19 protein-coding genes are annotated in these 22,475 nt (G+C 53.6%); 6 read left to right on the forward strand and 13 right to left on the reverse strand.

Annotated elements, in window-relative coordinates; genetic code table 11:
- The first annotated feature begins 426 nt into the window (after nt 1-426).
- Nucleotides 427-1,650: a DUF1559 family PulG-like putative transporter gene (locus tag ACR3ZL_RS14170; RefSeq protein ID WP_473652472.1), complete on the forward strand. Its 1,224-nt coding sequence runs from the start codon at nt 427-429 to the stop codon at nt 1,648-1,650.
- 87 nt (nt 1,651-1,737) lie between these two features.
- Nucleotides 1,738-1,923 carry a hypothetical protein gene (locus tag ACR3ZL_RS14175; protein WP_486172711.1) on the forward strand — a complete coding sequence of 62 codons (186 nt, stop codon included), beginning with the start codon at nt 1,738-1,740 and terminating at the stop codon, nt 1,921-1,923.
- 133 nt (nt 1,924-2,056) lie between these two features.
- Here ACR3ZL_RS14175 and ACR3ZL_RS14180 read toward each other — a convergent pair whose 3' ends face one another.
- The 6 genes from ACR3ZL_RS14180 to ACR3ZL_RS14205 form a co-directional block, all read right to left on the reverse strand.
- On the reverse strand, nt 2,057-3,691 hold the full coding sequence (locus tag ACR3ZL_RS14180) for an outer membrane protein assembly factor BamB family protein (protein ID WP_473652471.1): 1,635 nt from the start codon (nt 3,689-3,691) through the stop codon (nt 2,057-2,059).
- Nucleotides 3,692-3,836: 145 nt separating this feature from the next.
- Nucleotides 3,837-5,435 (reverse strand): sulfatase family protein, encoded by a 1,599-nt coding sequence (locus ACR3ZL_RS14185; RefSeq protein WP_473652470.1) that lies wholly within the window; start codon nt 5,433-5,435, stop codon nt 3,837-3,839.
- Between the two features lie 117 nt (nt 5,436-5,552).
- Nucleotides 5,553-7,025 carry a sulfatase family protein gene (locus tag ACR3ZL_RS14190; protein WP_473652469.1) on the reverse strand — a complete coding sequence of 491 codons (1,473 nt, stop codon included), beginning with the start codon at nt 7,023-7,025 and terminating at the stop codon, nt 5,553-5,555.
- Nucleotides 7,026-7,113: 88 nt separating this feature from the next.
- Entirely contained in the window at nt 7,114-8,640 is a 1,527-nt protein-coding gene (locus tag ACR3ZL_RS14195) for a sulfatase family protein (RefSeq protein ID WP_473652468.1), read from the reverse strand.
- A 159-nt stretch (nt 8,641-8,799) separates the two neighbouring features.
- Nucleotides 8,800-9,717 (reverse strand): histidine phosphatase family protein, encoded by a 918-nt coding sequence (locus ACR3ZL_RS14200; protein ID WP_486172712.1) that lies wholly within the window; start codon nt 9,715-9,717, stop codon nt 8,800-8,802.
- A gap of 99 nt (nt 9,718-9,816) precedes the next feature.
- Complete coding sequence (locus ACR3ZL_RS14205; protein ID WP_473652466.1) at nt 9,817-11,397, reverse strand: alkaline phosphatase D family protein; 1,581 nt, start codon at nt 11,395-11,397, stop codon at nt 9,817-9,819.
- Nucleotides 11,398-11,486: 89 nt separating this feature from the next.
- Between ACR3ZL_RS14205 and ACR3ZL_RS14210 the strand changes: the two genes are divergently transcribed.
- Nucleotides 11,487-11,687: a hypothetical protein gene (locus ACR3ZL_RS14210; protein WP_473652465.1), complete on the forward strand. Its 201-nt coding sequence runs from the start codon at nt 11,487-11,489 to the stop codon at nt 11,685-11,687.
- 54 nt (nt 11,688-11,741) lie between these two features.
- Here the strand turns inward: ACR3ZL_RS14210 and ACR3ZL_RS14215 are convergent, their stop codons facing one another.
- The 3 genes from ACR3ZL_RS14215 to ACR3ZL_RS14225 all read right to left on the reverse strand — a co-directional run bounded on the left by ACR3ZL_RS14215 (nt 11,742) and on the right by ACR3ZL_RS14225 (nt 15,501).
- The gene (locus ACR3ZL_RS14215) at nt 11,742-13,121 is read right to left on the reverse strand and encodes a putative glycoside hydrolase (RefSeq protein ID WP_486172713.1); all 1,380 of its coding nucleotides are present in this window, start codon (nt 13,119-13,121) and stop codon (nt 11,742-11,744) included.
- A gap of 50 nt (nt 13,122-13,171) precedes the next feature.
- Complete coding sequence (locus ACR3ZL_RS14220; RefSeq protein ID WP_473652463.1) at nt 13,172-14,317, reverse strand: prolyl oligopeptidase family serine peptidase; 1,146 nt, start codon at nt 14,315-14,317, stop codon at nt 13,172-13,174.
- 332 nt (nt 14,318-14,649) lie between these two features.
- Nucleotides 14,650-15,501 (reverse strand): C39 family peptidase, encoded by an 852-nt coding sequence (locus tag ACR3ZL_RS14225; protein ID WP_473652462.1) that lies wholly within the window; start codon nt 15,499-15,501, stop codon nt 14,650-14,652.
- 314 nt (nt 15,502-15,815) lie between these two features.
- Between ACR3ZL_RS14225 and ACR3ZL_RS14230 the strand changes: the two genes are divergently transcribed.
- Complete coding sequence (locus tag ACR3ZL_RS14230) at nt 15,816-16,547, forward strand: phosphatase PAP2 family protein (protein WP_473652461.1); 732 nt, start codon at nt 15,816-15,818, stop codon at nt 16,545-16,547.
- A 206-nt stretch (nt 16,548-16,753) separates the two neighbouring features.
- On the opposite strand, the gene ACR3ZL_RS14235 is transcribed toward ACR3ZL_RS14230, so the two are convergent.
- The 4 genes from ACR3ZL_RS14235 to ACR3ZL_RS14250 all read right to left on the reverse strand — a co-directional run bounded on the left by ACR3ZL_RS14235 (nt 16,754) and on the right by ACR3ZL_RS14250 (nt 19,843).
- Entirely contained in the window at nt 16,754-17,068 is a 315-nt protein-coding gene (locus ACR3ZL_RS14235) for a four-helix bundle copper-binding protein (RefSeq protein ID WP_473652460.1), read from the reverse strand.
- A 147-nt stretch (nt 17,069-17,215) separates the two neighbouring features.
- Nucleotides 17,216-17,698, reverse strand: a complete 483-nt coding sequence (locus tag ACR3ZL_RS14240; protein ID WP_473652459.1) for an MgtC/SapB family protein — start codon at nt 17,696-17,698, stop codon at nt 17,216-17,218.
- A 170-nt stretch (nt 17,699-17,868) separates the two neighbouring features.
- Nucleotides 17,869-19,461: a glycoside hydrolase family protein gene (locus ACR3ZL_RS14245; RefSeq protein ID WP_486172714.1), complete on the reverse strand. Its 1,593-nt coding sequence runs from the start codon at nt 19,459-19,461 to the stop codon at nt 17,869-17,871.
- 73 nt (nt 19,462-19,534) lie between these two features.
- Nucleotides 19,535-19,843 carry a hypothetical protein gene (locus tag ACR3ZL_RS14250; RefSeq protein WP_473652457.1) on the reverse strand — a complete coding sequence of 103 codons (309 nt, stop codon included), beginning with the start codon at nt 19,841-19,843 and terminating at the stop codon, nt 19,535-19,537.
- A 554-nt stretch (nt 19,844-20,397) separates the two neighbouring features.
- Here ACR3ZL_RS14250 and ACR3ZL_RS14255 point away from each other — a divergent pair.
- Together ACR3ZL_RS14255 and ACR3ZL_RS14260 are read left to right on the forward strand one after the other, a co-directional pair.
- On the forward strand, nt 20,398-20,664 hold the full coding sequence (locus ACR3ZL_RS14255; RefSeq protein WP_473652456.1) for a GlsB/YeaQ/YmgE family stress response membrane protein: 267 nt from the start codon (nt 20,398-20,400) through the stop codon (nt 20,662-20,664).
- Nucleotides 20,665-20,747: 83 nt separating this feature from the next.
- A complete protein-coding gene (locus ACR3ZL_RS14260) occupies nt 20,748-22,166 on the forward strand; it encodes a mechanosensitive ion channel domain-containing protein (RefSeq protein WP_473652455.1) in 1,419 nt (472 codons plus the stop codon).
- The last annotated feature ends 309 nt before the right edge of the window (nt 22,167-22,475 follow it).

Genomic DNA, 22,475 nt, shown 5'->3' on the forward strand with positions numbered 1-22,475 from the left:
GTTGTCTCCGTTTTGCATGCAAAGTTTGATTCAGGTAAGCGGCGTGGTTGATAGCCAAGCGAAGAATGAAATCGCGACGTGTTGCGGTTGTTATCTCGACGACAGAAGTCGCGTTCGCGCAAGCAACCATCCAGATAAGTAATGAGGTTATTGAGCGTTTGACTGCTTTCAAAAAAGATTCGGAAAATCCTCATTTCTTTGGTTAAGAAAACGTCTCTATTACGCATTCCTACTACCAACGGGAGATGGTCTGTCGGTTACCTGATCAAGGAACGCGGGACATCACCTTTTAGAACAAGGCTGCTTTTCACTCTCGTTAAACGCGAAACGTTGCTGTTCGACGATTGAGTTCATTCGGCTCAATTTGAGCGATATAAAGCAGTCGAAGTTGGTTCTTTTCTTCGTTCTCTTAATGGCCAAGATTCCATGAAATCCAAAAAACGTACCGGCTTCACACTTGTGGAGCTTCTTGTTGTTATTGCCATCATTGGCGTTCTTGTCGGACTTCTTCTTCCCGCCGTACAAGCTGCTCGTGAAGCAGCACGGCGAATGAGTTGCAGCAACAACTTTAAGCAGATCGGCTTGGCGATTCACAATTACCACTCGGCCTTCAAGCTTTTGCCTACTCATGGCGCCGGGACCATCTCCACAGGGGGATCAGGTTCTGATCCTACTGTGCCCGTCAACGCGGCGCACCGTTACCATTCAGATACTCAATCCAACAACAGTCGATTGAGCATGCTTGTTGGTCTCTTGCCGTTCCTTGAGCAGCAAGCAACATGGGAGCAAGTGGTTAATCCTCTTGGCGTTGATACGGACAACGATGGCAACATCGATATCATTTATCCAGCGATGGGGCCAACGCCAGACGAATTCGATTACACACCATGGGCGACCGACATTCCTTCGTATCGCTGCCCGAGCGATCCAGGCCGTGGATTGCCTGCATACGGACGCACAAACTATGGAGCGTGTCTGGGCGATTCGGTTTGGCAAAGTGCCTTGTTGACACACGACACGGATCCATCCGGTTGTTCAAGGCGAAACCGCGGAGCACACCGTGGCTTCTTCAAGATGTTCAATAACAACCTTGCGTTCCGTGACTGTCTCGACGGGCTTGCCAATACGATCGCGATGGGCGAACAGGTCACCTATTTGGGTGATCGCGACAAGCGAGCAAGTACCCAAGGTTCACCCGGTAGTAACACCAGTTCGCTTTCGCGGCTTCGGGATAACCCGAAGCAGTGTGCGGACGCGAACCATTTCGATCCCGAGCGTCCACAGTTCTTAGCTGGCAATGCCCAGCGTGAAGACCGAGCACGTGGCTACCGTTGGGCTGGCGTTTCAGCGGTCTTCTCTGGCTGCTTCACAATCTTGCCGCCTAACAGTGAGATGTGTGGCCGGAGCAACTTCAACGACGTCGGAGCGTTAACGAGCGTTGGTAGTCATCACCAGGGTGGGGCTCACGTGCTGATGGGAGATGGTGCAGTTAAATTCATCACGGACTCCATTGAAGCTGGCGATTCTCATGCTGGCAGCGTCTATGACAGTGGCTCTGGAACACAAGCTGCCGGTTCGAAGAGTCCTTACGGACTTTGGGGCAGCTTGGGGACTTCCGCAGCGAAGGAAGTCATCGACGAGGAACTCTAAGAGTTTGGTTTGTCACGAAAGTACAAGGCGTCGTGGAGAACTCTGTTGATCTGCGACGCCTTTTTTTACACTGAGAATTGAGTCGATATGAAAAAGTTATTCGTTTTAATGTTCCTTGTTTGTTGTGCACTTCCAGCCGTTTCTGGATGTGGGTCAAGCGACCAGCCTGCTGTTGTTTCAGAAGGGACTTCCGAGGATGAGCGTCAGGCGATTCGGGATGCCAATGCGAAAGCCCAGGCTGAAACGGAAGCGGCGATGTCAGAAGGTGAGTAGCCTAGCGACGTCAACTGGTGTCCTTGCTTAGGCGGAAGACGCTTCGCAGCGACAGTTCTAAATTCAACTAGGAAGCTCTCGGGATAAGTGAATCTCGGGAGCTTCCTTGCTTGCACACATATCGCATTGGTCATCACTCAGTTGGCTTCTTGATACAAATGATCTCTGTCATCGTGTGAGCGAATAGTTTGTCTTGGGCAAAGGTCAACGACGACAACGTCCATGTTTCCCCGCCGGGGCCGAGATCATTGATCGCGACCAGTGCATCCGGTGTCAGTTGTTTCGTCTGCGTATCGATCACGTAGACCGTTCCTGTGACAACGGGCAGAAACAGATAGCGGCCCACCCGCGTGGGACTGGCCGCAGAGATGTGGCCCCAGCCGGTTCCGGTATGTCCTTTGTCGCCGACGGCAAGGCCAGTGGCGTTCAATGGTTTGTTATCGGGATTGCCTTTTCCCCACAAGCGGATGTCTTCTTCTCGGTTGTTCGCACTTGGCATTAGTTGCGCCGGTAGCTCGAGATACTCAACGACTCCGCTTTCGACATTCACACGACCGACGTAGTGGAAATTGTGAGCTAAGAACCAATGCCAATCGCCGATTACGATATTAGCTTGATTGGTGTTGGGATGCCCTTTGCCAGCTCGAACCGCCACATGGTGTTGCGCCGTCCAGTCGTTCTGTGGCGGCTGGAATTTCCATAGCGTGGCATCGTCGTAGAGCGGTTGTTTGCGAAGCTGTTTTCCGTTGCTGGCGTCTAAAACGATGTGACTACCCGATTGAAAGCCAAAAACGTACTGACTGTTCCAATGGCAGGCGTAAGACGGATCGAGTCGCGGAAGATCAGTCGTCCAAAGCGTTTCTCCTTCCTTGCCCGCTGACAGACTGGTTAGGCTTTGGCCTGTTGGCTTTTCCAAAGGACCATGCGGTCCACCGCGAGCGTGTGCGACTGCCCACGTACCGTCCGTAAGCTTTCCGACGACGGGCGTGTTGTGGACGGAAGTTCCGACGCGTTCTCGCCATAGGACGCGTCCGGTTCGTTTGTCGATGCCATGGATATAGGTCCACACTTCTCTTGGATCGACGCCTTGTGGTACGTTGGTTCCCTGTGACTTTTTCCCCGGTGCAGCCCACTTTTGGATTTGGGAGCCAGCTTCTTTGTTGGCAACTTCCACGTTCAGAATTGTGTCACCGACCAGGAAGGGTTCGGCTTGCCGGTTGTTGTGTTTGAAACGCGGCGTCCATTGCCGAAACCAAATTTGCTTGCCGGTCAGATCATAGCAACCCATCGATCCACAGCGATTGAAAAACCAGACATGTTCACCATCGGTGATGGGCGCGAAAACTGTACCGTCAGTGAAACCGCCGGCGAGCGAGATTGGCGAGTTGCCGGGTAAGGTGACCTGCCAGATAATCTGGCCAGTGTTGGCGTCAAGACAGAACCCAATGATGTCCTTAACGCCGAGTCGTTCTTGGATTGTCTTGATGGGAACGTGTGTCGTCACGAACGCATGGTCGCCCCAAACCGTGACGTTGCTCATGCCAGCCTCGGGCATGGGGGTACGCCAAAGAATTTTCTCGTTTCGCGTTGCACTCCATTTGACCGGCGGGCTACCTTCGGTTTGCCAGTTGTTATGTGGCCCCGCCGCTTGATGCCAGTTGGTGGGTGTAACCGCGGCGTCTTCCGCCACTAGAGAAACTTCTCCGGTAAAGAAGATCCCGCTCGCTACGACGGCGTGTAGAAAGGGATGTCGAAACATGTCGATCATGGGATTCTCGTGGAGGGAGGCTGCCGGCGGGATTCAACTTTTGACAACGAATTGGCGAAAGCGTTGACCGGACGGTTTGGTCGGTCACTTTGCGTTTTGCAATTGCTTCCGATTCTTTCGGTTTCAAAAGCATAGCTGCTACGCGTTATGGGTTTGCCTTGCCAGGTTTGTTTGCTTTGCCAGCGGGACGTGCTTGTCTGTTTGATTCCGGTGCGTAGGACTTCAGCAAAGCAGCCATTTCTTGAGCAACTTCAGGATACTCGTTGTACAAATTTGTAGTTTGTTGCAGATCGGCTTCGAGATCGTAGAGCTGGGCCGGAGGCGATTGCGGTTTTAGCTTTCCGTTAACGATGTCGCTGTTTTCGCCACCCACAAACGCAACTGCTGGTGGCCCACCCCAGGCGTGGTCCTTCGGCTTAGAACCGTTAAAGCCACCGCTGCCTTTGGAGCCGATATACATCCATTTTCCTTTTCGTACGGCTAGGTTTCGTTGCTGTCGGGGAGCCAAGACTAGGTCTTCACGGATATTGTCTTTCGGATCTTCAAGCAATGCAGCCAGTACGTTCACGCTGTCTTTGTTTTTGAGCAGATCTGATTCTTGGCCGGTGAGTGCCATGAACGTAGCGAGCATGTCGACATTGCAAATGGTTTGTTTTGACTCGGTGCCAGCCTCAATCTTGCCGGGCCATTTGGCAATGAACGGAACTCGGTGCCCGCCTTCCCAAACGCCAAACTTGAAGCCGAGAAGATCGCCATTGATTTGATGTCCAGCTTGAACCGCATTGCGACCCGCCAGATTGAGCATGCCACCGTTGTCGCTGGTGAAGATGACGAGTGTGTTTTCTGTTAGTCCATGTTTCTCCAGCGAGTCGACTACTTCGCCGACCATCCAATCCAGCTCGTGAATGAAGTCGCCATACAACCCGCATTGGCTCGTGCCGTGGAAACGCGGCGCAGGGGTGAATGGGTGATGGATGTTGGTTGTCGAGAAGTACAAAAAGAACGGGTTGTCTTTGTTCTTGCCAATCCACTCGACCGCCCGCTCTGTCAGCAGTGTCCCGGTCTTTTCATCATCGTAGATTTGATGAGCTTTCAGGGCCCCGCCGAATCGGTTTGGACTTTTCCGGGAAGCTTCTTCAGGAAACGCGGGTGTAGGTGATCGTGGTTCGCCACCGGGGATCAATGGATCGGCAGGGTCGTACCCAACGATGGAGTCGTTCTCGACATAGACGTAGGGACTTCCGCTATTCACCAACGGGACACCCCAGTAGTAATCAAAACCGACGTCCTGAGGGCCGGGACGCAGTGGAACTGCCCAGTTGTTTTTCCCCTTGCCGAAACCAAGATGCCATTTTCCTAGAGCTGCGGTGGAGTAGCCTTTGTTTTTGAACGCTTTTCCTATCGTCAAGGTATCGGTGTCGATGATCAGTTCTGACGAACTGGGAAGTGGTCCCCAAACACCTTTGCCGCCGTTGGCCCGCATGGGATACTCGCCAGTCATTAACGCGTATCGCGAAGGTGTACAAACGGCAGACGCGGAATGCGCGTCGGTGAACCGCTTGCCTTGCGTTGCGAGCTTGTCAATGTTCGGAGTCTGGACCTTGGTGGCGCCATAGCAACTGAGGTCACCGTATCCAAGGTCGTCGGCAAAAATTAGGACGACGTTGGGCAGACGCTCGGCAACCAAAGGTGAAGGAAAGATACCGACGCATAGCAGGCATATTACGGCTAGTTTGTTTTTCATTCATCAATACCTGTCGTTGATCGATTTCGATCCGGGATGGAATTTCAGGAGGCCTGACGTAACGCCGGATCACGTATGTGTGATTGGTTTCCTGCAGTTTGCAGCGTTATCAAACCTTCAGTTAGTATTTCGTTTATTGCCTTTGATGTCCGGTCGATGTGGTTGCGGATCGAAGAAACGAGCGTTCTTTCCAATGCGATTAACGTCGCCGATGTCGTTGCGTGCCCACTCGATATGATTCATCAGGGCAGTGACAACCTCTGGGTTTTGCTGCGCCAAATTTGTGGTTTCCCCAATATCGGTGTCGAGGTTGTACAGGGCGGGCTGTTCGATCGCGGTCGAGTCTTGTTGCTTGCTATAGACTGCCCACTGTCTGGCTGGCGGTCGGGGAACGTGCAGTTTCCATTTTCCTAAGCGGACAGCCTCGAGTCGCGTGCGACGGTAGAAGAAAAACGGGTGTTCAGCTTGAGTTGAACCTGTCCCCGTGTGAAACAATTGACGAACGTCGCGACCATCGATTACTCGGTCCGCAGGAGAATTCGTTCCGGCGAGCTTGGCAAGAGTTGGCATTAGGTCGAGTGTGGACGTTACTCGGTCAGACACTATGCCTGAAGGAACTTTTCCTGGCGCACGGATCACGAACGGAACTCGAAAGCCGCCTTCCCAAGTCGAAGTTTTGGCACCGCGAAGTGGAGCAGCGGATCCGCCGTGTGACTCAGCGTCTTCGCCCAATCCTCTCAAGTGCCCGGGACTGCGACCGAGGTACCAGGGGCCGTTGTCGCTTGTGAAGATCACGTAGGTGTTATCGTCGAGGTCGTTTTGCTTCAACGCATCTAGCAATCTTCCAACGTTCGCGTCGATCTCTTCGACGACATCACCGTAGAGCCCACCGTCTGATTTGCCTTTGAATTGGTCCGAGACCGCCAGTTTTACATGCGGCATTGTGTGGGCTAGATAGACAAAGAACGGCTGATCTTTACTGCGATGAATGAAATCGATTGTCTCGTCCGTGTAACGACGTGTTAACTGACTCATGTCGGTCTGCTTTTCAATTACCTCATTTCCACGGAATAGGTTGACCGAACTATCGTTGCTGGTGGACGTACCAAAAAACTCATCAAATCCCTGGTGCAGTGGTAACAGAGACGGAATGTATCTGGTTGGATTGTGACCCGCCAAATCCCACTTTCCAAACGCTGCGCAGCGGTAGCCCACTGGTTTCAGTACTTCCGCGATGGTGACTTCGTCGCTATGAAGTTCCGGATGGACCGCGACCTTGTTCCGGTTGATCGCTACTCGCAACGGATAGCATCCGGTCAATAGTGCCGCTCGCGAGGGACCGCAAACCGTTTGAGCGTAGAAACTGGTCAGTCGCAATCCTTCAGCAGCCATCTTGTCGATGTTTGGCGTTTTGATGGTCTTCGATCCGAAGCAGCCAATGTCGCCGTATCCTAGATCATCAGTAAAGATGATTACGAAGTTAGGTGGTTGCTCAGCGGCACCAAGTTCTACGGAAGGAGTCAGACAGCAGATTAACAAACAGAAGTGAAGACTGAGTTTACTGTAGCGGAAGTACAAATCGCTTCTCATCAATTGAGGTGCCTTTGGCAGTGAAAGTCGGGTGGTAAGTGTAGCGTCCAGCGTGGTGCGCAAGTCAGGGCGTCCTGCGAGAATTCGTCTAACGCTTGCGAATGTTGATTCGATTGGTATCGTTGGCTTGATCCGGTCCGGCATTGCTGCGCCCACGCCGGACGTCGGATTCCAGTTGAGCCAGCAACCGTGAGGCGACTTCCGGTTGAGACTCGTAGAGATTGGTCGTTTCGCCGGGATCCGCTTCCATGTCGTATAGCTGCGATGTTGGGCTTCCTGCCGGCGTTTGTTTCTCCGTCGGACTGGTCCATCCGCCCGAACCTTTAGCAAGCAAAAGTTTCCACTTGCCTTGGCGATAGGCGAAGTGACCGGAGATCGAATGGTGAATGATCCCTGTACGCGATGAAACGATGGGTTGTCCAATCAAAGTGGGTAGAAAACTGACGCTATCTTCGGCGGCATTGGCGGGCAGTTTCGCGTCAGTAAGTTCGGCACAAGTCGCTAGAAAATCGGTAAGGCAAATGGTTTGATCGCACTGGCTACCGGCGGTGACCTTGGCGGGCCAACGAACGATGAATGGCACACGGTGACCACCGTCCCACAAATCGGCCTTGGAGCCACGGAACTGGGCACTGGGATAATGGCCCTGGGCTTGCAGGCCTTCGATGCCAGCGGCTTTGGAACAACCATTGTCACTGGAGACGATGATCAGCGTGTTCTCACGCAGTCCGGCAGCGTCAACGGCAGCGACAATCTTTCCGATGGTGTCATCGGTTTGCATTTGGAAGTCACCGTAATCACCCAGTCCGCTTTTGCCCTGCCACTGTTTCGTTGGCACGATCGGCGTGTGCGGTGAGTTCAAGGCAACGTAGGTGAAGAATGGTTGCGAAGCGGTTTGCCGTTGGATGTACTCGACCGTCTTTTCGGTCAGATCATCGAGAACGTTGACCGCTTCAAAATCTTCATGGGCAGGCCCACTACGTTTGAACTTCTTAATCGTCGTGCACTCACCGACAAATCGATCGTTTTCGATGTAGATGTAAGGCGGCATGTCGAGCGATGCGGCGATCCCGTAGTAGTAATCAAAGCCTAGGTCGGCGGGACCGCCCTTGATTTCGCCCTTCCAATCGACATTTGTTTGACCATTGCCGTTTTTGGGGAAGCTCATTCCCAAGTGCCACTTACCGATCATCGCGGTGGCGTAGTTTTTTGATTGGAGAAAGCTGGCGACCGTCATGCGTTCGGTTGGGATTAGCGGCTGGCCAAATCCGCCGGTCACGCCGGCTTGTCGATTACTGCGCCAACAATAACGTCCGGTGAGTAAACCATATCGACTGGGAGTGCACACGGATGAACTGGTGTGTGCGTCAGTGAAGATCATGCCTTCGCTGGCAAGGTTATCCATGTGTGGAGTGGGAGTCTTGCCTCGTTCTGGATTCAAGCATTGGACATCACCGTAGCCCATGTCGTCGGCGTAAATGAAAACGATGTTCGGCCGGGAGCCCTCGGCGGGTTCAGTCGATTCTGCTGCGGTCGCCGGCGATGCCAGCAACATCGCTAGGCCCTGCGTGGCCAAGCACGTGGTCAGCATCAAGCGAAAGTTCTTAAGCAACATCAGTGTCGTTCCTATAGGATCGAGAATGTCTTGATGATCCGCTGGTAGTGATCAACGTCGCAAAGCAGAAGCAATAGCCGAACGAATTGCCTTGCTGACGTCTTCAAGTAACGAACGCGGTAAGTTGGTAGGCGGCGGAGAGGGCGTAGCTCGACGTTTTCAGTTAGCAGGAACACCTTCAATCATGGTCTGAATTTCTTCAGCGGTTGCATCTGGCTGGTCGGATTGACTCGGCGACATTTCGGAGAGTTTGCCCTCGTGGACGGGCAGGTCGTTGTACATCATCAATTGGAACTCGCCGTTAGGCTGCTGTTGAACCATCCAAATTCCAGTGTTGGAGATGCCTGGGAATCCCTTTAGAGGATCGTTGGTCAGCATACGGAGAATTGCTTTTCCGCTACTGCCATGGCCTGAAAGCAAGATCGATTTGTCCGTGCCACCGAATCGTGTCTGGATCAGGTCCAATACGCGTTGGATGACCACACGAGCTGCGGCGGATGATCGCTCGTCGGCCTCCTTGCCCTCACCGGTAGGCGGTACCTTGAAGTTGTTTGGTCGATCATCACGCAGCGAGAACCACGACGTATCCTCGGTTGGCAATTCGACCGCTTTACCAGCATCGAGAATCTTGCCATCGGGTACGGGGAGTTTGTCGGATAGGATCAAGGAGCTGGCTCGGAGTTCGTGGAGCTCTGGCCAGATTTCTGCTTTGGTGCTGGTTTCCTGCAGATAGGGCAAGATTGTATGGCGGCACCGCCACATGGGACTGGAGGCAACGAAATCCAGATTGTGCTTCTTCAACTTTTCCGCCACCGTGGCCTGTTGAGCGATCCCTTCGGGAGTGAACACGTTGGGATCGCCCACATAGGCGGGCCATTTCTCCTTTGGGATTTCGGCCCAATCCTTGGCAACATTGTGCCCTCCTTCGGCATGGCGGATATAGAAGATCTTTAGCCCTTGATTACTCGTGCTGTTTGTTGAAATCGTGTCAGCCAGAGAAGCAGCGGGATTCGCTAACGCTATCAAACATGCGGCTAAAAATAGGACGGTCTTTGGGATCCACATTGGTAGTTTCATCTCGTTCTTTTGAAAGGTGTAACGATCAGAGTGGTGAGACTCTTAGCGGTGTTCATTTGAGGCAGTGCATACTTGCAAACGGACGATTATTCCGATTACCTATGGAGTCAACTCACTGCGTTTAAGAGTCTTTTGATAGATCCTTGTGCCGTCGTCCCCAATCAGACGGTAGGTGACTTCGGGGTCATCGAGATCGGCGTTAATCGATAGCTCTCCAAAGGCATATCGATCGGAGACACCATAAAGCTGGGTGCGCCAACCGTCATGGGTTGCCGGTGGTCCCAATCGCCCTCCCAAACTGGCGGCTTCGAATTCGTAGAGCGCGTAGCCTGACGGCCTAGGGATCGTGAACCCACGCGCTCCGTGGCGGTCGCCCGATATCAGGATGACTCCACCGATGTGGTTCTCTTCGATCAGTCGAAAGATTCGCTCGCGACCTTTCGGGTCCCATTTACCCCAAGAGTCTTTTCCGGCGGAAACGTAATCTGCCCACATCGATCCGCATGACAGAACAATGAAGGGACCTTTGCAAGCGAGCAGTTGCGTTTCAAGCCACTGCATTTGTTCATCGCCGAGGAAGGATCCCTTTTTGTTCTCTCGAAAGTAGCGATTGTCGACCATGATCACATCGCATGGTCCAATTCGAGTTTTCAGAAAAACGCCACGGCGTTCGTCGTTGAAACCATAAGACGGGTTGTTCCATGATTGCTGAAATACATCGCATACCGCTTGCTTATCGCGATCGGTGAATCCTTTGGGGATCCCGGCGGCGTCGTTGTGAAAGTAATCATGATCATCCCACGTGGCGTAGACGGGAATGGATGCCACCAGTTCTTTCCAAGGCGGATACTGGTCTCGCAACAAGTAATCAGCTCGGTGCAATCCCAAGTGGTTGTCACGGTCTTGAGTCGCGATGTCGCCAAGCAACAACATGGCCGCAGGTTGACGTTGACGAATCATCTCTGACTGAGCTTGATTGCCGAAGCCCCAGCGGTGAAGACAGCTTCCGAAGGCAATTCTGACTTTGCCTCGAGACGTGTCCTTCACGGGTGTCCTGATCGCTGCATCATCGGGAAGAGGGATAGGCTTGCCATCGACTAGCACCTGATACGGATAGCGAGTTTCGGGCTGTAGACCGGTGACCGGTACGATCGCCGTCAGATCAGACGCAGGCGTGCTATGAACGGGGCCGAATGTTTGTGTCTGTTCATCAACCGTAACACGCACCTCGACTGCGGCAGGCTTGAGCGTGCGTACCCAGACGCTTGCTCCATCAGAACGGATGCATCCCAACATCGGACCGCCGAGGACCGACATTCCGTTGGCATTGCACTTGTCTTGAAATTCAATGCGATTAGTCAAATCGACCATCGTGGCATTAGGATCGCCCGATAGAACATCCCAAGCCGCCCGGAACATCTGATTGGCGGATTCCGGTCGCTTTTCGAACAGATTGAAGTTGAAAAGCGTGGACTCTAGATCGTTCTTCGAACTGCCCTGTCGAGACTTGGCATTGGGTGAATCCGGCCGCGGGCTCTTTGCCTGTTTGGCTTTTGGACTTTTAGACACTTGTGTTGGTGTGACTTCCGCTTGCTTTGCATCTGGCGTTTGGGCCTGAACCCGCGAGACGATCCCGATGAAGACCGTCGCTATCAGAATGTCAACGAAGAATTGCTTCATCTTGTTGTTTTCAAACCAGGGGTGGGGAGGATCCAATAACAACGCAATTTGCTTCTTCGCTGCTACCGTTGTACGGATACCAACTGCCGATGTACGAATTACCAACGTACGGTCAGACGCTCGATACGCAACGCGCGATTCGATTCTGGAGTTGCAGGGGATGGGGAGTCCTGCCGGCAATGGATCCGCTGCTCAATGTGGGATTGGCCAGCGAGAATACCGGACGCTACCAGTACCAGTCTGCTTTAGCGAGATACACGAAACAAGGACGGTTTGCGGCACGCCAATGATGGTTTGCGTCATTCAGAGGCGCGTTCTAGAGAACACATGTCACCTTGTGGCACTCAGTGCCAGATGACTTCGCCCGTGCTGTCTTCGACTTCAAGCCGAACGGATGCGTGTTCGAATTCGCGGGTATAGCGATAACCTTGCTTCGTGGCCGGCCCCTTCGGTGCACCCAATGGCTTTTCGTATTCAGGAAGCGATTTCAACCAGAGCCCGCTTTGGCATACATTGTTGGTTCCACGGGTGTCGACACAGTAACCGTCGTTCAGGAACAAGTAGCTGTACTTTTCTGCACAGATTAGAAACAGGGCCAGCTTGAATTGCAGCTCGTCTTGAGATATCGCGGAGGGATCGTCGATTCTCGCGTGCAACTCGTCGACACCGCCGGATACACCGGTTTCACCAATGCCCATGGTCATCGCAATGATCTTCCCGCTGCGTGCCGCCTGTTGAGTGGCGGCAATGCCTTTCACCAAATAGTCTGCCTTGCTTAGACGGGTTCCCGCGGGTGTCGTGAAGCATTCCAGGTACGAGCCATCGAAGTACTTCATGAACTCCAATCCGCTCTCATTGAATCTCGCGCGAATGATGTTCGCAAGCATCAGCTTGTCCGGCCCTAGTGCTTCGCGAGTCGCGATCATCATCTCGTGATAACCATCGATCGTTCGTTGTTTTTTGCCAGGCGGTAGTTGTCGCTCTAGAAACGACGTCAGTGACTTGATATTGCCGTCCAGGAAAAGCCCGTCCACGTATGGGCTTTCGCAAACCTTGGCTGCGTTATCAATCCACCATCGGCGTAACTCGGCATCGGAGGTGTCGTATGCTTTGCTTTTGCCACGGATCAAGTTTTCGTTGCCGCGTTTATCTTGCAGAAAACTACCGGGGATTTCGGCGAGTTCTTTATCGAAGCTGTACGTGCCGTAGTGCACAATCACATTGCGATAAAAAAGTACTTTGGCGTTGGGGTTGATTTGCTTGATCGCTTGAGCCGCACGGATGGTTCCAGAGTCAGTGGAACCGTACTCGCGAGAGCCGGTTGTTTTTTCGAGGGTGATCAAAGGAAAACCAGCCAGGAATTGCAGTTCCTGATCGGTGAAAGCGTCGACCTTTCGAATATGCATGTACAACGGGAGTGTGTCCCAACTGAACTCCGGCATACGGTCGGTAGCAAACGCCACCTCGGTATTGGCGTTTCTATTGGAAAAGTGTTGCTCTACCAACTCCCGTGACGCATCCGAAAGCTGAGCCACCGGGAATGTGTAGCGTTTACCATCTTCCCGCTGGACCGTTAAATCACCCGCATTCAGCTCGATAAGTTCAGCCTGGATGAGGCGGCCTTGGGTATCCTTCAATTCGGTCGCGACCAGCGATTGCCACTGACTCAAGACAAGCCAGACAAGCATTATCGTCGACATAGAAAGATTGACGAACCGTGTCATAAGTATTTAGCAGTTGGAGATGTTGATCGCGGGGAAGGTGAGGCTGGAGCCTATTTGTGGTCCAAGAAGAACTGCACCGTACGTTGAACAATCTCTCCGCGGGACGGAGAGATGTCGGCATCGACGCGTCGCCAATTGTGACCCGCGTTCTTGACGATCAAGATTTCAACCGGTGCATTAAGCTCTTCGGCTTGCTTTTGCATGCGATACGCATGTTTGACTGGGATCGTTGTGTCTTGGTCCCCTTGAATCATCAGCAAGGGTGGGCTTTCGGGACGCAGGTAGTTCACCGGGCTCATTTCACGATAGAGTTTCAGCTTCTCACTCGCTGGGGTGTTGGGCATCAAAATTCGAGGCCCAAAGCGATCGCGAAAGTTCTCGCGGTCATCGTGGTTGAATAGATCGGTCTGTTCAAAGTCACATGGACCGTACCAAGAAACACCGGCGACCATCTTGTAATGGCTGTCGGCTAGAAGCGGATCGCCGGGCAGGCTTACCGGGGACGATAGCAGCAACATTTGAGCGATTTGGCCACCCGCTGAATCGCCCATCACATAGAATCGATCGGGATTGACGTTCAGTTCATCACTGTGTTTGGACAGGAAACGCATCGCGTCCTTGCAATCGATGACGCAATCCCGCATCGCAGTCTGTCCATCTTTCTTCCAAAGACGATAGTTGACTGAGGCGACTGCAAAGCCTTGGGATAGAAGCTTTTTGAAGACTTGTGCGAATGATGCATTGGCTGCGCCCTGTTTGCTCCCCGCAGCCCAGCCGCCGCCGTGGGTATAGAAAATCACAGGACAGTTTTCGACTTTGTCGCCCGTCGGATAGTACAAGTCGACGAACAGATCACGCTGTGGCGTTTGTTTGTAACGAATGTTGAGTTTTCGTTCTCCACCTTCGTCAAGATAAGAAATCTTTTGTTTGGCAAGTTCTGTTGATGAGATCGAGTTGTCGCGATCCGAGTCCAGCCTTTTGAGCCGGGCCCACTCGCGGCCGGCTTCAGCTTCCTTGATGCTTCCGTCCCGATCCTTGTCGAGTTGTTTCATCTTGGCCGCGGCGACGAGGCTAGCGTAGCCTTCGCTGTCCATCACGATCTCAGCACTGGCGGTAGCCGAGTGTGTAGCTAGGACAATACCGAAGATTGCGAGAAGGACGCTGGTCAGCGACCAATGAATTGTTCGTTGCATCATCGTGGTGTTCCATTGTCGCAAGGGTATGAAAACTCGTGTCCGCCCTTAGAGCCCGTAGACCTGGCGGCGAAAAAGCGTCCTGCGAAAGGCATTCGGTGTGTCGGAGAAATACGGTCGTTCCACCAGCCAGGGACTCGCTAATTCGCACGTCGAGGGCGGACGCAATCCATTTTCGGGGCCGGTTCGCCGGGTTTGCACTGCGGGGAGGCGGACTCTTCAGGTAGGGAGTTTTCCGCAGAGCGGCTTTAACGGGATCATTGTCGTCCTTTTGGCTGGTCAAAGCCATCCCGTGTTTGCGGGATACGCTCCGACCGGCAAGCCGAGCACCTTCTTTACCTAGTCAGCCGAATGCCGTTGCCGTGCCATAGGATTTTCATGTCCGCCTCGGTCCAGCTTTCCAGACCCACTGAAGGATCGCCAATGATAATCCCTCCGTTACCGGTACGGCCGAGCGCAACAACGGAGTGCCCCATACCCGGAATCCATCCCCATTGCTGGGCGTACCGTTGGTCGTCAACGCCGTATGGGAGTTCGACGGCTAACAGGACTGGCCAATCGTCGGCGTCCAGTAACTGGTCAAGCGATTCATCCAGAACATTGACTGTCATTCCATTTTGCTGAGCGATCAGCTTGACACCGCGGTACAAGCCCAACGTCGGTGTTCCGCTCGAATCGGTCAGGCAGAGCGGAACCAGTTCGGACTCGTCCGTTTGGATCCCTTCAGCGTTCAAAAGAGTTGCGGCCGCTGCGGGACTGCAAGTCGCCCATGAGGTTTGCATCGCCACACCGTCGGCCCAGGTATCGCCGCCCGTAGGAGCGGGGCGGACTGCGATCGAAAGAAGTGGCCACGTGATCGCGGCGATAGACATCAGCGATAACAGCACCACCATGATGACACGTCGCCACACTGGCGTGTTGGGAATCCGCCACGACCATCCCGCCGCCAGGGCCGCAAAGATGGCGGCAAAGTTCGTGTAGATGATGCAGGCGGAGCTTGGAATGAACTTGGCCCACAAAAGTTGACCGGATCCATAAAACTGAAAATACACGGCTGCCAACACGCTGCACGCGAGCAGGAGCATCACGCGTTGCCCTTTGGGTGAATAGGCGAAGGCGGCCGCGATGATTCCAGCCCCCAAACTCACCAATGTCATAATGGCGATCGCGATATAGATGTCAGTCATAAGAACCTGATTGTAGAGACGAGCGAGCGGGGAATGCGCTGGAGCCAAAGAATGTGGCGGAAATTGCCTTCGGTAATGATACCAGCGACGAACGGTCTGGGATTAGCAAGGTCAATAGCACAACATGTGCCGAGGGCGTCCGCGGACAGAGGATAGGGCAAAACGATTTCGCGTTGCACGGTCGTCTATCAAGTTGGTTTAAAACCTTCCGAACTGCGTCGACGACAGCAGTGCTTGGCTACAGAGTCCATGTTCATAAACACAGATAGACTGTCGAACCGCGGCAGTGAACTAGCACGAAAGACAAACAATCGATGATCGAAATCAGACCGCTCGCAAAAGTTTATCGCTGGATCATACAACACGAGGTAATCACACTCGTTTTGGTCGGGATTGTTTTTGCTAGTTTGTGGGGGTTTGTCGAGCTTGCCAGTGAAGTAATCGAAGGCGATAGCATGGGGCTCGATAAGCAGCTATTGCTATCGCTTCGCAATCCAGCCGATTCGTCGGACCCAATCGGACCTAGCTGGATTGAAGAGATGGCCCGCGACGTTACAGCGATGGGAAGCGTCGTCGTGCTGATGATTTTCACGGCGGTGACGGTCGGTTATCTGAAGCTGACACAGCAGAATTGGCTTGCTCTGTTCGTCGTAGCTGCGATTGTCAGCGGTGTCTTGCTCAGTACGGCGATGAAGTCAGGATTCGATCGCCCGCGTCCAGACTTGGTGCCACATGAGACGCGAATCTACACGCAAAGCTTTCCCAGCGGTCACTCATCGATGTCGGCGATAGTGTTTTTGACGCTAGGGGCCTTGGTCGCCAGGGTACAGGCAACACGGACAACCCGTGCTTATTTCCTGGTCGTCGCGATCATACTGACGATCGCCGTTGGAGTTAGTCGCGTTTACCTAGGAGTCCATTGGCCAACGGACGTCGTTGCGGGCTGGATCTTTGGAACCGCATGGGCGGCAGCCTCTTGGCTGGTGCTACTGTATTTCGAAAAGCGATCGCGGCTGCTAGCGGAAGAGCTCGAAGATTGCGAGTGATTGGCGTGATTCGCGTATAGTGGGAAATAAGTAACGATTGCTTACTTAGGTTCGTTGCGGAGCATAATGCCATGCAGCAAGAACGGCGTGGTGGGATTCTAAATCGCTAGTTGAATCTCGGCACGGCCAAGCGATGGACGGCGTCTGGATTGATTCCGCCCGTCGCTTGAATATTGGTCGTGTTTGGTTTCCCACGCTCTGAAGAATTACGCAGCCATTGCGGAGCATTCAGCGATGCACTCGCGGCAGGCCTTCGCGCATGCTTGACAGTGATCATGGTCGTGCTGACCACACTGTTCAGCACACCACTCGCAGATTTCGGCGCACAGCCCACAGATTTGCGATGCGAATTTGCTGTCGCGAGCCGACGCTTGGGCACATAGCAAACAGATGTCGATGCATTCGCGGCAACAGTGTGGGCAGTCGTTGTCGCTTTTCATGTCCATCATCGCGTTCAGACACTCTTCGCACGCGATAGCACAACGTTGGCAGGCTTCGATACAAGATTGATGAGCACTCATCGTTTCTCCTTTGCAGATAGATTGATTGAACGTGGGCTTCTCCGCGAGCGTAGCTATTCGCGTGAAGGAATCCGTGGCTATCGAAAGCCACGAAGGCTAGCCCCGCAACGTCTGTGCCGATTCAAACGAATCCAACTTCAAAGGAACCTATTCGGGCGTTTTCGGATCGTGTTGCTCATGCCAGCGTTGAATCCGCCTTTCCATAAACCCGATCACGACCAGAACGCTCGCTGCAAATACGGTCACGATGGTCGCTAAGAACACACGATCCACGCTAGTCGCCACTCCGATTCCTGCGGTCAGATAGATGGTGGCGGCTGTCGTCAAACCTTCCACGCCCTTGCGGTTATCGTGAACGATCGTTCCAGCACCCAGGAAACTGATCCCAACCACGATTGCTTGCAATACACGAATGGGGTCGGAACTAAGGACGCCGGATTCTTCTTGTTTCTGAAATTGATCGATGATCTCCTGACCTAAAATCATCATCAAGGCGGAACCCGCGCAAACGAACATATGCGTGCGAATGCCAGCAGGCTTCCCTCGGAGTTCGCGTTCGAGTCCCAGCACGGCACCGAGTCCGGCGGCGGTTGCGACGGTGATCAAACTTTGAAGGTCGACGGGGTTCATGAGCGGACCAACACAATAGCTTTGCGTGAGGATGATTCAGCAAACACTATTGCGAGCAACCCGCGTGCCACGCTTCGGCGTATGCACGCGGTGATCAGGTGCTCGTTTGGAACTGCCGTTCCGCCGTTAGTGTGAAACGATTTCCCGCCGAAGAACTCGTCGCCACTTGATCAGCCGCTAACCAGATGCTTGTCGGTCTGGCTTGGGCAGCCGAGGCGTTGCAGGTTGATGTCCGAGATTCGAATTTCCGCAGATTCAAGGTAAACGCCGAGTTGGCCGGCATCGAACCACTTGTCGGCGAGCGATAGGATGACACGTCCCGCTATGGACAATTCGATGTAACTGCCGAACACGATAAGCTGTACTTCGGCGCAACCGTGTGTTTCCGAGAACCAGAATCCGGATTGCAATGAATCAAACTGCATCATGTGTTCGCCGCTTCCGTCGGGGCCAGTTCCCCACGCCCGTAGCTGAGCCACTCCCTTTAAAAGATCGAGCGACAGATAATAGCCGTCTCGAGTTTCTGGATCCAAACGGAACACGATCCCGCACTTGCCGATCCCTTGCATGTTCAAAGTGGCTTGGAATCGGAAGTGATCGAGTCGATCTTCAAACGCAAACACTTGGAATCCCCGTTCGCAAGCGAGTTCCAAATCGCCATGATCGACTCGGCAAATTTCACGCGGCGGTTCGGCATCTTCGATTAGCCGATGAATGCAACGGGTGTCAATCGTCTCGCGAAGGTACGCGTCGATTCCTTCAAACGTGACGGCGCGCAATAGCCCGGATTCGGTACGTAGAAGCCGTTTGGGGGGCGGCATCAAATTTTCAACGGTTCGATCATCTAGGTTCATCGAGAAGAAATTCCACAGCAACCATCCTTTGTCGTCGCGGCAGACACGCCCGGCGTAGTTGCCTTGGGCCAGCAGCACGTTGTCGTGGTAGCTTTCCCACCGATCGCCGATTTGGCGAGTGTGCCAGTAGCGAATCTTCGCGTCTTCTCGAATACTGCCGATCAGGTAATGATCGTCGTCGATGCGAATAAGATTGGGGACCTCAACGTCGTCGTACAATCGCGGGTGATGCAGGGCGGGCAGGGCCTCGAATTGTCCGGGCGATGTCTCCTTCATCAACGCCACACAACCGCGCCGAACGATGGGACCGTTTTTGACTCGTCCGGCCGCTAGCAACCATCCGTCGTTGCCGTCATGGTAGAAGAATGGATCCCGAAAGCTGACCCAGTGGCGACCTTCATCCAACGACGACTCGTAGTGTTTGGGATCTGGTTCCAGAGGGAAACAACTATCCGGATCAAAAAGGGCGTGGCGGCTGTCTGCTGATTTGGGCCGGCTTCGCTCAAGTGCTCGTTTGACTGGTTCCGGATCATGCGGGCCGCGATGGTCTTCCCAGTGCGAGGGTTCTTTCGTCCAGCGGTAAAGGTCGTCGCTGGTAGCCAGCCCTAGGCGTTGGTATTTACCTTGGTCACGACGCGATAGGCCTGTGTAGAACATCCGCCAGCGACCAGCCTGATTCGGATCCGGGCTCACATGCATCGTCCACAACATCAGATCGTCCCAGTTGCCGGGGTCGCCGATGAAGAGGGCGTTGTTCACCCGACGCCAATTCAACGCATCGGTACTGACGGCGTGGGCGATGAAGTCGTGGTTGGGTAGTACCAAGTGGAATAGATGGTACAGCCCATCATGATAAAGCACGTCCACATCGCCGATTGTCTTTCGGCTGCCATCGGTTTCTGAAAACATGCTTGGATAGTGAGATGTTTGAGGTAGCCGGGTAGATGGGAACTCCGCCGCCTCGTGTCATCAATCACTGGATCTAGTCGACGACGACTTGCAGTCTTTCCGCAATTTCGTCGCAGACGGGTTCGACACCGCGCGTCGAACGCACATAGACATAAACCGCACGCCCGTTGCGGCGGTCAAGTTCGTAGATCGCAATCCTATCAAGTTGCGGATGCCCATGAAACAACAGTAGTCGAACAAGCTGGGCGATGTGCGAATTATGAAGCAGGGAGCATTCAGGTTTGACGAACATGAACGGCTTAGTCTCGCCCCCAATCACGGCGACATGGCCATCAATGGGGCCTCCCAGAAACTCGATCGCTTGCAATCTTTTCGTCGACATGTGTTGTCTCCAAATGGGTGGGGTCGATTCGGCGTGTCGATTTAGCCGCTGCCGCGTTTGGGGCGTTTGCGTTGACGGAAGCGAATAGTCCGATAGCGGCTGTTTCAGCTCATGCGAGGAAGCAACTAACGTGCCATTGCGGTCGCCTACCGCCCGACGTGGGCCGAACAAGGTGTTTTCAAGGAACCTTGTGTAGGGACTCTAGCTCGCTAAACGGCTGGCGGTGGAAACGAGGTCGCGAAGTTGAACCGTTGGTTGACGCCGTTACGTGGCGATTGGTTGATCACGGCCCAGTTGGCCAGGAGCAGGATTGAAAGAAGATCGCTCACGGTGAACGATTGGCGAGCTTTTAGGTGGCGGTTCGCCCAGCCAAGTCGGTTTCAGGTCATTGGAACGGGGTTTGCGTTGCTTGGTTTGCGTTCCCGTGTGGCAAGTCGCAATCCAAATCTTCGATACGGATTGGGGGACTACCAGTTAGCGTCGCATCGTTGATCATACGATGCAAATAACGAGCGGGCAAAATCACAATCACAGAAACTCACTGGGAGAAGATCATGTTTTGGATTATAGGCTGGATGCTTTTTGGTTTGCTGGTTGGTGCGATCGCTCGAGCGGTTTATCCAGGTCCACAGCCCATGGGGCTGTTCAAAACCATGCTTCTGGGGATCGCTGGTTCGTTCGTTGGCGGTTTTTTTGGTTATCTCGTCGTGGGCGGCTCGATCTTGCAGTCCGCCGGATGGATCGGTTCTTTCTTGGGCGCGGTTGCTTTGGTCGCGATTAGCCAACGCCGCAATCGGATTGACCATCACACCGGCGTGTGACCCTTTTCGGACTCAACGGACTTTGCCGTGTTTCGTCGAGTCTTCTGGCATCCACCCTGACTCGCCCGCTATTGAATCGCGACATGTTCTTTCACCGCCCTCTTGTGTTCCTTGTCGCGATCGTTTTGGCCGCGTCTTTCCATATGCCGCTGTCTTACGCACAAGACACCAATGGCGATTCGAATCTATTAGAAGTCGAAGAAGACAAGGCGATCGAGACACCCGACAAGGTTGAGGTTGAACCGGTGGCGGTGGATGAGGATATCTCGACACGGCTGGAAAATATCTTCCACGCCACAGGCTGGTTTGAGGATGCGACCGTCCGGACCGACGAAGGGGTGGTGTTTCTTTCTGGAACAACGGATACCAAGCAACATCGCGAATGGGCTGAACGCGTTGCCCAGCGAACATCGGATGTGGTCGCTGTTGTCAATCAAATCGAAGTCGCAGCCAGACCGGTGTGGGACATCCAGCCGGCGTTGGTTCAAATGAAGCAACTAGGACGCGACTTCGTGCAGTTGATGCCATTGATGGCCGTAGGCGCGTTCGTGATTTTCTTGTCCTATCTTTTGGCGAAGTTGGCCGGCTCTCTGGCGCGACGCGTCACCGCAAGACGGATGGATAGCCAATTGCTGCAGCAGGTGATTGGCAGCATCGCGGCAGTGTTGGTGATGTTAATCGGAATCTACATCGCTCTGAAAGTATCCGGACTCAGTCGTCTCGCTGTCACGGTTTTGGGTGGTACCGGGCTGGTTGGGTTAGCGTTAGGTTTCGCGTTTCGCGACATCGCCGAAAACTATCTTGCCAGTGTGCTGATCAGTTTGAATCGACCATTCAGCGTTGGCGATCTGATCGAGTTGGAAGGCCAGAAAGGGTTTGTGCGGCGTGTGACAACGCGAGGGACATTGCTTTTGACGGTTGACGGCAACCATATCCAAATCCCGAACAGTACGGTCTACAAAGCGATCCTTACGAACTACTCCGCTTCGCCCCGTGTTCGCAAAGAATTCGTGATGGGGATCGGCTACGACGATTCGGTGACTCAGGCTCAGGAAGTTGTTCACGAAGTGTTGGTTCGTCACGAAGCGGTCCTAGACGATCCGGCTCCGTTGGTATTGGTGGAATCGCTTGGGGCTTCCACGGTAAATCTGGTGACTCGCTTTTGGCTGGATGCAGAACGATTCGATGCGGCTTCGGTATCAAGTGCTCTGATGCGTCAAGCAAAGTCTGCGCTGACCGAGGCTAAGATCAGTATGCCGGATGAGGCTCGTGAGGTCGTGTTCCCGAATGGGGTTCCTGTTGCGATGATCGATAAGAACGAGACGACTTCGGTCGACGAGAAAAATGCTGCAATGAAGCCGGAGCCTGAACGCGATGCAGTAAGCCAGTCCGATGCGGCGGATTCAAGCAACGCTGAAGGCAATCTGGTCAACAAGGATGACAAGGTCCAGGATCATGCCGATGAGACTGAATTGGACGACGAGCCCAACTTAATCTCTTGAGTCCTGAATAGGAACAAGAACGACAGGTTGACCGATCGCTGCAATTGGTGCGGGAGTCGCTGGGCTTCCGCCCGTTCGAAAGATTTGGGTGTAGCTCGAGCGTTTTAGAAAAGGATGTAGGCGGTTTCGCCAGACTCCGGTCCTCTGAATTCTGTCGAACCCAGCTACAAAAACCAATCACGTAACGACCCAAAGTAGGCCGGATGAAGGAGGCTATGCGACGCCCGTCCGGCAATCGCGTGAATGCCGGAACGTCGCTGCGTTTGGTCCGGCCTACGAACCACAAACTGAATTCTAGCGAACCCAGCT

The organism is Rhodopirellula sp. J20-39 (genome assembly GCF_057365095.1).